Below are 12,123 nucleotides of genomic sequence, written 5' to 3' on the forward strand. Positions count from 1 at the left end.
GGAGATTTATCATGACAATTTCATTTGTACGTATTGATGACCGTATGATTCACGGTCAAACAGTAACTCGTTGGGCAAAAGAATATCCTTGTGACGGCTTGGTTGCTGTCAATAATGCTGCAGCAGGAAATGCAGTTTTGAAACAAGCCTACAAAGCAGCTTCTGATAAAAAAACATTCGTTTGGACAAAAGAAGCATGGAAAGAAAAATCACAAAAGGTATTGGATTCCGATAGTCGCTATTTCTTGATTACTAAAAATCCAATTGACATGAAAGAAATACTAGTTGATCAAGGTTTTGTGCCTGGCGATATCAAAGAAATTATTGTTGGTCCAGCCAATGACCGTCCAGGAGCTATTAAATTAGGAAATAACCAATCCATTACACAAGAGGAAGCGGAAGCGCTTGAAGCGATTCAAAAAGCTGGCTATAAAGTGAAATTCCAACTCTTACCAGATGTGTCTATCGGTTATTGGGATGATTTCAAATCTAAATTTGGTTTTTAAAAAAATATAATAAGCATTAAGGAGGAGGCTTTATTATGACAATTTCGTGGTTTCAAGCCGCTTTACTAGGGTTATTTGCCTGTCTATCATCTATGCCTGGTTTAGGTGGTACTTCCATTGGTAACTATACTCTTGGACGCCCACTTGTAGGTGGCTTAGTTTCAGGACTGATTCTAGGAGATGTGAAATTAGGTATCATCTGTGGGGTTGCAATGCAACTTGTTTACATCGCTTTGGTAACACCTGGCGGTACTGTTTCAGCTGACGTTCGTGCGGTTTCTTATATTGGGATTCCTCTGGCAATGGTTGCTATTCAATCACAAGGACTGTCACTTGACTCTGCAGATGCTGCTAACTTGGCTAAATCAATGGGAACACTCGTTGGTACAGTCGGTACAGTTCTTTTCTATGGTACAGCTACCATGAACTTGCTTTGGCAACATATTGGTTGGAAAGCTGTTGAAAAAGGTGAATTTAAACGCTTATATGTAGTAGACTGGGGCTTCCCTTGGATTTCACACTTGGTATTCTCATTCTTGCCAACCCTCATTATGTGTAAATTAGGTGCAGATGCAGTTACGGCTTTAAAAACGGCACTTCCATTGGACGGTATTCCAATGAAAACCCTCTTCACAGTTGGTTCTCTCCTTCCATGTGTCGGAATTGCAATCCTCTTGAAACAAATTGTTGAAAAAGCTGTCGATTTCATTCCATTCTTTGTTGGATTTACATTAGCAGCTTCATTAGGACTTAACCTTGTATCTTGTGCAGTCATTTCATTGATTTTCGCAGTATTATTCTATGAAATTCAAATGGCTAAAAATGTAAGAGCACAAGCAGCCGCAAGTGCAAGTTTTGATGATGACGACGATGAGGAGGATATTTAAAATGGTTAAATTAACGAAAAAAACATTAGGAAAATCTTTCCATCATTGGTATTATGGGAACTTAACTTGCTTCTCACAAGAACATATGCAAACATTTGGTTACCTAGCTTCAATGCTGCCAATCGTGGAAGAATTATATCCTAAAAAAGAAGACCAAGCCAAAGCAATGCACACTTACACTGCATTCTTCAACACAGAACCTCAATTAGGTGCATTGATTGTAGGGATTACAGCTGGTCTAGAAGAGGCGCGTGCTAATGGCGCTGATGGAGTGGATGACGAAACGATCAACGGTCTTCGTGCTGGTCTGATGGGACCTGTTGCAGGGATTGGTGATTCACTGATTGTTGGTACCTTGATTCCGATTATACTAGGTATTGCTCTCGGTTTGTCAAATGGTGGCTCACCACTTGGTGCAATTTTCTATATCGTTGTTTGGAACTTGCTCGCTTACTTCGGTATGAAATTTGCCTACTTTAAAGGCTATGAACTTGGTGACAAAGCAGTTGAATTTCTTGTCGGACCTCAAGGACAAGCTATCCGTAAGTCGGTGTCTATCATTGGTGGTATGGTCATCGGTGCGGTTGCAGCGACATGGGTACCTGTTAAGACAGCTTTCAAATTGAAAGATTCTTCAGGGAAAGCCTTCTTGGTTTTACAAAGCCAATTAGACGGTGTTTATCCAGGTTTATTGACAGCTTTGTTTATCGTCTTTTGCTGGTGGTTAATGGCTAAGAAAAATCTCTCACCTATCAAAGTAATGTTGCTTCTTGTAGTAATTGCTTTCCTTGGTGTATTGGTTGGCTTCTTCAACCCAGGATTGAAATACTAAATAGGAGAAAAATATGACAGAACAAGAATTGATTCAAGGATATGAAACGGAAATTCAATACCAAAAACACATGATTGAAAATCTAGGGCGTTGGTTTAGTCTCTTCTTTACTATTGCTAGTATCGGTCTTGTTCTGATCTATTTCTTCCGTCAAACCAATCTCATTGCCTTTGTTCTTGGAATAATCCTAGCAGTGTTGGGAATATTAGCCATGCTTGTCTTTGGTTATGGTATTTACAAAGGACGACTGAATCTTCAAAGAGTTATTGATGATTTTGAAGAAAAATTAAGATTGGCTCGATAAAAATTTATTTGCTTTCCCCCTAAAAACTTTGTCGTTTGACAGAGTTTTTTTCTTGACTATTTCTGACCAAGTGATACAATAGAAAATGTAAATATTAGCACTCGCACTTGTAGAGTGCTAAAACAAGATATTGGAGGTAAACAAATGCTTAAACCATTAGGCGACCGTGTGGTCTTAAAAGTAGAAGAAAAAGAACAAAAAGTTGGTGGTTTTGTCATTGCAGGTGCAGGACAAGACGCAACAAAGACAGCAAAAGTTGTAGCTGCCGGGGATGGAATTCGTACACTCAACGGTGAACTCGTTGCGCCAAGCGTAAAAGCTGGTGATACCGTTCTCGTTGAAAGCCATGCAGGAATTGAAGTCAAAGACGGCGAAGAAAAGTACCTCGTTGTCAATGAAGCAAATATTTTAGCGATTGTTGAATAAATAAAAATTTATAGAAAGAGGAATTGTAAAAATGGCAAAAGATATTAAATTTTCAGCAGATGCAAGAAGCGCCATGGTGCGCGGCGTCGATATTTTGGCAGATACCGTTAAAGTAACCTTAGGCCCTAAAGGACGCAATGTTGTTCTTGAAAAATCATTTGGTTCACCACTCATCACAAATGATGGTGTAACCATTGCAAAAGAAATCGAACTCGAAGATCATTTTGAAAATATGGGCGCTAAGTTGGTGTCAGAAGTTGCTTCAAAAACCAATGATATCGCTGGGGACGGAACAACTACTGCGACTGTACTGACCCAAGCCATTGTCCGCGAAGGAATCAAAAATGTAACGGCTGGCGCAAACCCAATTGGTATTCGTCGTGGTATTGAAACAGCTGTTGCAACAGCTGTTGAAGCCTTAAAAGCAAATTCTGTTCCGGTTTCTAATAAAGAAGCGATTGCGCAAGTTGCAGCCGTATCATCACGCAGTGAAAAAGTCGGAGAATACATCTCTGAAGCTATGGAAAAGGTTGGCAATGACGGTGTCATTACTATTGAAGAGTCAAAAGGAATGGAAACAGAGCTGGACGTTGTAGAAGGAATGCAATTTGACCGCGGTTACCTTTCCCAATACATGGTGACAGACAATGAAAAAATGGTTGCTGACTTAGATAATCCATATATTTTGATTACAGATAAGAAGATTTCTAATATTCAAGAAATTCTTCCTTTGTTGGAAAATATTTTGAAAACAAGCCGTCCGCTTTTGATTATCGCAGATGATGTGGATGGTGAAGCTCTTCCAACTCTTGTGTTGAATAAAATCCGCGGTACTTTCAATGTAGTCGCTGTGAAGGCACCAGGATTTGGGGACCGTCGTAAAGCAATGTTAGAAGATATTGCTATCTTGACTGGTGGTACAGTAATTACAGAAGATCTTGGCCTGGAATTAAAAGATGCAACGATTGAAGCGCTCGGACAAGCCTCAAAAGTAACTGTGGATAAAGATAGCACCGTTATCGTTGAAGGTTCTGGTGATGCCGAAGCTATTGCCAACCGTGTGGCTGTTATCAAATCCCAAATCGAAAGTTCTACATCTGACTTTGACCGTGAAAAGCTCCAAGAACGCTTAGCGAAATTGTCAGGCGGTGTAGCTGTCATCAAAGTTGGTGCTGCAACAGAAACAGAACTCAAAGAAATGAAACTCCGCATCGAAGATGCCCTCAATGCAACTCGCGCAGCTGTCGAAGAAGGAATTGTTTCAGGTGGTGGAACAGCCTTTGTGAATGTTTTAAGTGCTGTTGAAGCCTTAGACTTATCAGGTGATGAAGCAACTGGTCGCAACATCGTTCTTCGTGCGTTAGAAGAACCTGTTCGCCAAATTGCTTTGAATGCAGGATTTGAAGGTTCTATCGTCATTGACCGCTTGAAAAATTCGGAAGCTGGAACTGGTTTTAATGCTGCTACAGGTGAATGGGTAAACATGATTGATGCTGGGATTATTGACCCAGTCAAGGTTACTCGTTCTGCCCTTCAAAATGCAGCTTCAGTAGCGAGCCTCATCTTAACAACTGAAGCAGTTGTTGCTAACCAACCAGAACCAGCCAGTCCAACTCCAGCAATGGATCCAAGTATGATGGGCGGCATGATGTAATATATAACTAAAACCCTTGTAATATCAAGGGTTTTACTATTGTCTGAAACACGATTAAAGGCAAGGAGGGGCAAAAAAGGGGCAAAAGTTTATAACTTGTTTAGAGCGTCTATAGCATTCTTTCTTGCGTTTTTTGTGACATGATTATAAATAGCTAGAGTAGTTTCAGGGTCAGAGTGTCCTACTCGCTCCATAATTACCTTAAGTGGGACAATAAAGAGATGTGGGAATGTCTGAATATGTGGCTAGTTAAATACTTTTTGAAATGCAGCTCTTACCCATGTTCAATTTTGAGAGTGGGACAGAAATCAATCATTCGAAGAATTTGATTTTTCAGCAAGTCCCAATTTCTAGTTGCTGACCTAAAATAGTCCACAGGACTGTTTTGACTTTCACCTTCGCACAGTTGGTTAGGATAGCCGCTATCACCGGTATAACAAGGGATAAGGTTATCCAACCAACCACTGCGTCTTGCAAGCCAAACTATAAAATGCATGAGGTTGGGAACTTTTGTCTCAACCTCTTTTTTAGCTTGAGTTCATATAGAAGACAAAAAGGATACAAAGTAAAAATAGAAGTTCCAAAAATGTTCGATGAATATTAGGAATTTATTGCTGTTACTTAATAAATTAGTACCACTTGACAAAGCCATTCTCTTTTGTCTATTTGTCTCTGCTCCTTTTCTGTGGTAAAATAGTGATACATTTCTAAGGAGAAAACAATGATTGATGTTGAAGAAATTCTGAGTAAAATGAATCCCAATCAAAAGATCAATTACGACCGCGTGATGCAAAAAATGGTCAAAGTTTGGAAAGCAGACCAGAAGCGTCCTACGATTTTGATGCACACCTGCTGTGCACCTTGCTCAACTTATACGCTGGAGTATTTGACCCAGTATGCGGACGTGACGGTTTATTTTGCCAATTCAAATATTCACCCCAAAGCAGAATACCAACGCCGTGCCTATGTTGCCCAAAAATTTGTTCACGATTTCAATGAAAATACTGGTAATCATGTTCAATATTTAGAAGCCCCCTATGAGCCGCAAGAATTTTTCCGAACAGTACACGGTTTGGAAGAAGAGCCGGAGGGTGGCGATCGTTGTAAAGTTTGCTATGATTATCGCTTGGATAAAACGGCACAAGTGGCGGTTGATTTGGGATTTGACTATTTTGGAAGTGCCTTGACAATCAGCCCTCATAAAAATTCGCAGACAATCAATAGCGTTGGAATTGAAGTACAGAAAGTCTATGCGACCCAGTATCTTCCGAGTGATTTTAAGAAAAATCAGGGCTATAAGCGATCGGTCGAAATGTGCGAGGAGTACGACATTTATCGCCAATGCTATTGTGGTTGTGTATTTGCAGCACAGGCGCAAGGAATTGACCTCGTTCAGATTAAAAAAGATGCGACAGCTTTTTTGAAAGGGAAAGATTTAGAAAAAGATTATTCGCATATTAAATTTACTGTCACGAATGGAGAATCCTAAAAATAACGCTTGTATTGAAGCTAATCGTGCTTCTTTGTACAAGGTTATTTTTGTTTATACATTTAGAAGTTTTATATCTTGACGTCATCAATATATTGTGTTATCATTTTCTTTGACACAATATATGGTGGTTAGGCTGAGGCTGATAACCTGATATTGGATAGATTTGGGAGGTGCAGGAAGATAGTGATTATTTTAGCGGGCATGATTGGGGTAGGTAAGACGACTTACACTTATCGATTAGCCGAGGAATTAGGAACGCAGCCATTTTTTGAACCGGTAGAAGAAAATCCTATTTTGGATAAGTATTATGAAGATCCTGATAAGTATGGTTTTGCTTTGCAGATTTATTTTCTAAATAAACGCTTTAAAATGATCAAAGCGGCTTATCATGATGACAACAATATTCTAGATCGTTCTATCTATGAAGATGCTCTGTTTACTTACATCAATACCCTCAAAGGCAGCATTAGTGAGCAAGAGTACAATATCTACTTGGAACTTTTGGACAATATGATGGAAGAAATCCAAGGTTTGCCTAAGAAGGCGCCAGATTTGTTGATTTATTTAGACGGAAGTTTCGATCATATTATGAACAATATCAAAAAACGTGGTCGCGATTATGAGCAACCAAATGAAGAAAATGGGCTCGCTGACTACTATCAGCTGCTTTACAAGCATTATCAAAATTGGTATGAAGATTACAATTATAGTCCTAAAATGAGAATTGCAACGGATGATTTAGATATTGCAAATCCAAATGACTGGAATCACGTGTATCAACAAATTCAACAAAAAATGAAAACGATTGGGCTTGAAAAGTGAGTTCAATCAAAAAATCTCGAAATCGCTTCGAGATTTTTGTGTATATAAATAAAAAGGGTGACAGATGATAACGGATAGACAAGCGAAAATTCTTCAAGAAGCGAGAGATTTTGTTTATGCTGAACTGAAAGACGAGATGAGCGGGCATGACTGGTGGCATATTGTGCGTGTCACGAACAATGCTGTAGAAATTGCCAAACAAGAACAAGCAGATGCTTTTATTTGTGAGCTATCTGCCTTGCTGCATGATATAGCTGATGGGAAATTAAATAAGAATGAAGAGGTGGGCTTGCAAAAGGTTGAGCAATGGCTACAGAATCATCAGGCTTCAGATGCGGAAATAGCTCATGTGCTGGATATTATTTCAACGATGTCATTTAAAGGTGGTCATCAACAGAAGAATGTCAGCACTTTGGAGGGGAAAATTGTTCAAGACGCTGACCGTTTGGATGCGATTGGAGCGATTGGAATAGCACGCGCTATGGCTTATTCTGGACATACGGGCAGACCCATTCATGACCCTGCCTTGCGACCACGAGAAGATATGACGGTAGAAGAATATCGAAGTAATCAAGGAACAGCTATTTTACATTTTTATGAAAAGTTGTTGAAGTTAAAAGATTTGATGAATACAGACTATGCTAAGCAATTAGCGATAGACCGCCACCACTTTTTGGAAGAATACTTAGAACAATTCTACGCAGAATGGGATGCGAAAAAGTGACAAATAAGATATGAAAAGCTGAGAATTTTTGAACTGCACCCCAAAAGTTAGACAAGAAAACTCTAACTTTTGGGATGTTATTTTTATGAAATTAAGTTATGAAGACAAGGTTCAAATCTATTACTTGCGAAAAAGCGGCGCAACTCTCAAGTCATTATCAAAACAGTTTAACCTCAATCAGTCAGAGATCGAATATCTGATTCGGCTGATTGATAGGCATGGAGTAGGCATTGTCAAGAGAGGTAAGAAGACTTATTATTCTCCTGAACTAAAGCAAAAAATCCTTCATCAAGTTCTTTGTGAAGGGCGTTCTCAATTGTCAGTCTCTCTCGATTTTGCCCTTCCTAACAGGGGGACTCTCCCAAATTGGCTGGCACAATATAAGAAAAACGGCTATACTATTGTTGAGAAACAAAGAGGGAGACCACCAAAGATGGGACGTAAGAAAAAGAAAACTTGGGAAGAAATGACGGAACTAGAGCGACTTCAAGAAGAGAACGAGCGTCTTAGAACGGAGAATGCCTATCTAAAAAAGTTGAGGGAGTTACGCTTAAGGGACGAAGCCTTACAGCGCGAAAAGCAGAGACAATTAGAGAGATGGTCAAGGGAGGATTCCGATTAAGTTTCCTACTAGCTACCGCTAAACTCTCTCGTGCAACTTACTATTACCAGCTAAAACAGCTAGATAAACCAGACAAGGATTAAGAGTTAAAAGCTGAAATTCAATTGATTTATGATGAGCATAAGGGAAACTATGGTTATCGTCGAATTCATCTTGAACTGAAAAATCGTGGTTTTCATATCAATCACAAGAAAGTTCAGCGATTGATGCAAGTGATGGGGCTACAAGCTCGAATTCGCCGTCAACGGAAATATTCTTCTTACAAGGGGGAGATTGGTAAGAAAGCAGAGAATCTCATTCAGCGTCAGTTTGAAGGCTCTAGGCCTTACGAAAAGTGCTATACAGATGTAACCGAATTTGCCTTACCAAACGTCAATGGAAAGCTCTACCTGTCTCCTATTTTAGATGGGTATAATAGTGAAATCATTGCCTTTACCTTGTCACGTTCACCTGACTTGAACCAGGTCAGAACAATGTTAGCCAAGGCTTTTCCTGCTGAAACCTACAAGGGAACCATTCTCCACAGTGACCAAGGCTGGCAGTATCAGCACCAGTCTTATCATCAATTCTTAGAAGCGAAAGGAATTGTCCCATCTATGTCTCGCAAGGGCAATAGTCCAGACAATGGGATGATGGAGTCCTTCTTTGGCATCCTCAAATCGGAGATGTTCTACGGTTATGAGAAGAGTTATCAATCGCTTGATGAGCTGGAGAAAGCTATTGCAACTTATATTGTTTATTACAACAATAAACGGATTAAAACAAAACTAAAAGGACTTAGTCCTGTGCAGTACAGAACTAAATCCTTTCACTAATATTTTTTGTCTAACTTTTTGGGGGCAGTACAATATGATTCCCCAGCTTTTTTGAATGCGATAGAAATAGCAACTAGATTATTTACGAAAAGCATCAATGATGTAGGTGAAGCCAGCAACTAAAAATGCAAAGGCAACGACATAAACGACAAAGACACTTGTAGCTACTGGATTGAACAGAATCACTAGACCTAGTAAAAATGCAAGCAACGCTATCCACATGATATGGTTGCCAATAATAGGGAAAATCAATCCCAGACGATTGCCTTTAAAGAAAGCTATAATGGCTTCTACAATTAACCAAATTCCTAAAACAGTTGGAATGACAACCGGCAGGGTCACAAAGCCATAGGCAACGAGGTAAAGAACTAAGAGAAGATTAACAATCCCTTGGAAAAGATAAACTGGTGAGCGAAGCTCTTTTGGTACAGAAAAATAGCCTAAAATAGCTGCTATAGAAGCAACCAGTAAACCAAATGCAATCCACCAGCTGTAAGCAACAAGATTAGCTACTGGGTTTGTAAATAGAAAAAGTGCTAAAAGGACAAAAACAACTCCTGCAAGGAATAGCAATAAACGATTAGAAAATTTCATTTCAATACCCCCCTATATAGTATAGTTTGATAATGAAAGCATTTTAACTCTTTTGATGGGAGATGTCAAGAAAGGAAATAGATAGTTTGAGAATTTTAGTATGGCTTTTTGTGAAACAAAAAAGGCTGTTTTATTATTTTTTGTAACTATAACAAGGTTAGAAGATTATAAGTGGGAACAACAAAAAAGCCTATCATATAGGCTTTCTACTTAAATTTTATTATGCCCCCTACAGGGCTCGAACCTGTGACCCATGGATTAAGAGTCCACTGCTCTACCAACTGAGCTAAGGAGGCAACAGAAAAAGCTGTATTGGTGCCGGACCTTCACGATTTGTATTGAACCCGCGCAATTAAGCAGGTGGGCAACTCGCTCTAACTGAAGCTGCTTCCGCGTGAAACGGCCTGCAAGCTGTTAGAAGTCTTTTGTTTCCCTAATAATACAAAAAATAGTCGGTCAACACTTAAGTGTGAAGTCGTACACCACAGCGTTTCTATAATTATGATACCACAATTTTTGAAAAATTCAAGAGAAAAAATTGATTTTTTGCAAACGATACCACGATTTTTTAGTTGTTTTTTAATTGATCAATCTTATTTTTAGTCATGCCAAGGGCTCGTTCATACTTTCCATTTTCATTTGGAATGAAATAATCGGCATATTTTATTTTTTCAGGAAGATAATCTTGTTTCACCCAGTTACCAGGATAGTTATGTGGATATTTGTAATCCTGCGCATTTCCCAGCTCCTTGCTTCCGACGTAATGACCGTCTCGTAGATGACGGGGGATAGCGAGATTTCCGTTCTGGCGCAAGTCAGAGAGCGCCTTGTCCATGGCTACGTAGGCCGAGTTGGACTTAGGAGAGAGCGCTAGGTCAATGACAATGTTGGCAATGATGATGCGAGCTTCTGGGAATCCGATTTTCTGAGCGGCTTCAAGTGCAGTCACCGTATGAATCTGAGCATCAGGGTTTGCCAGACCAATGTCCTCATAAGCGATGACCGTCAGACGTCGTGCAAGACTGGGAAGGTCTCCGGCTTCAATCAAGCGAGCTGCATAATGGAGACTGGCATTGACATCAGACCCGCGAATAGACTTCTGTAAGGCGGACAGAACGTCATAGTGCCCGTCTCCGTCCTTGTCCATAGTGATGTAGCTCTTTTGCAGGCTGTTTTCCATAATATCCAGAGTGATATGGCGAACGCCTGTATTATCTGCTTGAGTAGAGAGAACTGCTAAATCTAGAGAATTAAAGGCTGAGCGCAGATCTCCATTCGTGGAAGTGGCAATGAAATCCAGAGCGTCATCATCTAGCTGGACAGGAAAGTCAAAGCCTCGTTCGGTGTCCGTCAGGGCTGTTTGGATGGCTTGTTTAATATCATCATTTATCAGAGGTTCCAACTCGAAAATTTGTACTCGGCTGCGAATAGCGGGAGTGACGGAGAAAAAGGGATTTTCTGTTGTGGCGCCAATCATGATGACCAGACCGTTTTCCAAGAGAGGTAGGAGGAAGTCCTGTTTGGTCTTGTCCAAGCGATGAATCTCGTCTAACAGCAGCACCAAACCACCAGAGAATTTGGCTTCTTCCGCAATCTCTTGCAGACGCTTCTTACTATCAACAGTAGCATTAAAGGTCCGAAAAGCAAATTTAGTAGTTCCGGCAATAGCCGAAGCAATTGAAGTCTTGCCAATCCCTGGCGGACCATATAGAATCATGGAAGACAGGCGATTGGCTTCCACCATGCGACGAATGATTTTTCCTTCGCCAACCAGATGTTTCTGACCGATGACCTGATTGATATTTTTAGGCCTCATGCGAATCGCTAAATTGTCTGGCATACGTTTTCCTCCTTACTGGTATTCTTTTCAACTGTTCTGATTTATGTTACTATAGTTGTATCTATTTTAACATATTTTAAAGGATTGGAGAGAGGCTTGCTATGGTTAAATATGGATTTTTGGATATATTAGATGAAGAAATGGAGAAATGTTTTCCATTTGACTATGAAATCAATTGGGATAAGAAGAATCATGCCGTAGAAGTGTCTTTTCTCTTAGAAGTACAAAATGCAAATGGCATCGAACTGTTAGATGTGGATGGAGAAAGTAGCACAGAAGACATTTTCTTTGAAGAAAGCGTTCTCTTTTATAATCCTGCTAAGTCGCACTTTGAAACAGAGGACTATCTAACAGTTGTCCCTTACGAGCCAAAAAAAGGTTTGTCTCGTGAATTCTTGACCTACTTTGTAGACTTTTTGAAGCAGACGGCCGAAGAGGGATTCGATGCTCTCATGGACTTTCTGGCAGATTCAGCGGCAGAAGAATTTGAAATTGTCTGGAATAATGAAGCTTTTGAAAAAGGTAGAGTAGGGCTGACGGAGACGGAATTTTATCCATATCCGAGGTACTAAAACACAAGGGTGTCTAAAAAGACGACTAATTGT

At 39.9% G+C, this 12,123-nt stretch carries 12 protein-coding genes, 1 tRNA gene and 2 pseudogenes; 11 read left to right on the top strand and 4 right to left on the bottom strand.

Going from position 1 to position 12,123, the window contains the following annotated elements; all coding sequences use genetic code 11:
• The first annotated feature begins 11 nt into the window (after window positions 1-11).
• From EL079_RS08995 to groL, 6 genes are all read left to right on the top strand, one after another.
• Window positions 12-506, top strand: a complete 495-nt coding sequence (locus tag EL079_RS08995) for a PTS system mannose/fructose/N-acetylgalactosamine-transporter subunit IIB (protein ID WP_003030874.1) — start codon at window positions 12-14, stop codon at window positions 504-506.
• A gap of 35 nt (window positions 507-541) precedes the next feature.
• Window positions 542-1,393 (top strand): PTS mannose/fructose/sorbose/N-acetylgalactosamine transporter subunit IIC, encoded by an 852-nt coding sequence (locus EL079_RS09000; RefSeq protein WP_003030857.1) that lies wholly within the window; start codon window positions 542-544, stop codon window positions 1,391-1,393.
• A 1-nt stretch (window position 1,394) separates the two neighbouring features.
• Window positions 1,395-2,225 (top strand): PTS system mannose/fructose/sorbose family transporter subunit IID, encoded by an 831-nt coding sequence (locus EL079_RS09005; RefSeq protein WP_003030864.1) that lies wholly within the window; start codon window positions 1,395-1,397, stop codon window positions 2,223-2,225.
• Window positions 2,226-2,238: 13 nt separating this feature from the next.
• A complete protein-coding gene (locus EL079_RS09010; RefSeq protein ID WP_003030926.1) occupies window positions 2,239-2,529 on the top strand; it encodes a hypothetical protein in 291 nt (96 codons plus the stop codon).
• Between the two features lie 144 nt (window positions 2,530-2,673).
• Window positions 2,674-2,955, top strand: a complete 282-nt coding sequence (groES, locus tag EL079_RS09015; protein ID WP_003030877.1) for a co-chaperone GroES — start codon at window positions 2,674-2,676, stop codon at window positions 2,953-2,955.
• Between the two features lie 31 nt (window positions 2,956-2,986).
• On the top strand, window positions 2,987-4,609 hold the full coding sequence (groL, locus tag EL079_RS09020) for a chaperonin GroEL (RefSeq protein ID WP_003026907.1): 1,623 nt from the start codon (window positions 2,987-2,989) through the stop codon (window positions 4,607-4,609).
• An 89-nt stretch (window positions 4,610-4,698) separates the two neighbouring features.
• Here groL and EL079_RS09840 read toward each other — a convergent pair.
• Window positions 4,699-4,868: pseudogene (locus EL079_RS09840) on the bottom strand (tyrosine-type recombinase/integrase); the annotation flags it as partial.
• A 462-nt stretch (window positions 4,869-5,330) separates the two neighbouring features.
• On the opposite strand from EL079_RS09840, the gene EL079_RS09030 reads away from it, so the two are divergent.
• The 4 genes and pseudogenes from EL079_RS09030 (at window position 5,331) to EL079_RS09045 (ending at window position 9,084) form a co-directional block, all read left to right on the top strand.
• On the top strand, window positions 5,331-6,098 hold the full coding sequence (locus EL079_RS09030; protein WP_003030875.1) for an epoxyqueuosine reductase QueH: 768 nt from the start codon (window positions 5,331-5,333) through the stop codon (window positions 6,096-6,098).
• 186 nt (window positions 6,099-6,284) lie between these two features.
• Complete coding sequence (locus EL079_RS09035; protein ID WP_003026903.1) at window positions 6,285-6,923, top strand: deoxynucleoside kinase; 639 nt, start codon at window positions 6,285-6,287, stop codon at window positions 6,921-6,923.
• A gap of 64 nt (window positions 6,924-6,987) precedes the next feature.
• The gene (locus EL079_RS09040) at window positions 6,988-7,647 is read left to right on the top strand and encodes an HD domain-containing protein (protein WP_003030885.1); all 660 of its coding nucleotides are present in this window, start codon (window positions 6,988-6,990) and stop codon (window positions 7,645-7,647) included.
• An 85-nt stretch (window positions 7,648-7,732) separates the two neighbouring features.
• Window positions 7,733-9,084 (top strand): annotated as a pseudogene (locus EL079_RS09045) (IS3 family transposase).
• Window positions 9,085-9,162: 78 nt separating this feature from the next.
• Here EL079_RS09045 and EL079_RS09050 read toward each other — a convergent pair.
• From EL079_RS09050 to EL079_RS09060, 3 genes are all read right to left on the bottom strand, one after another.
• Window positions 9,163-9,678, bottom strand: coding sequence for a DUF308 domain-containing protein (locus EL079_RS09050; RefSeq protein WP_003026899.1), 516 nt, complete (start codon window positions 9,676-9,678; stop codon window positions 9,163-9,165).
• A gap of 223 nt (window positions 9,679-9,901) precedes the next feature.
• Window positions 9,902-9,974, bottom strand: a tRNA-Lys gene (locus tag EL079_RS09055).
• Window positions 9,975-10,246: 272 nt separating this feature from the next.
• Window positions 10,247-11,518 (bottom strand): replication-associated recombination protein A, encoded by a 1,272-nt coding sequence (locus tag EL079_RS09060; protein ID WP_003030915.1) that lies wholly within the window; start codon window positions 11,516-11,518, stop codon window positions 10,247-10,249.
• A 101-nt stretch (window positions 11,519-11,619) separates the two neighbouring features.
• Here EL079_RS09060 and EL079_RS09065 point away from each other — a divergent pair, with 101 nt between their 5' ends.
• Complete coding sequence (locus EL079_RS09065) at window positions 11,620-12,090, top strand: DUF3013 family protein (RefSeq protein ID WP_003030904.1); 471 nt, start codon at window positions 11,620-11,622, stop codon at window positions 12,088-12,090.
• Window positions 12,091-12,123: the final 33 nt, after the last annotated feature.

The sequence above is a fragment of the Streptococcus anginosus genome (assembly GCF_900636475.1).
GTDB classification, from domain to species: Bacteria; Bacillota; Bacilli; order Lactobacillales; family Streptococcaceae; genus Streptococcus; species Streptococcus anginosus.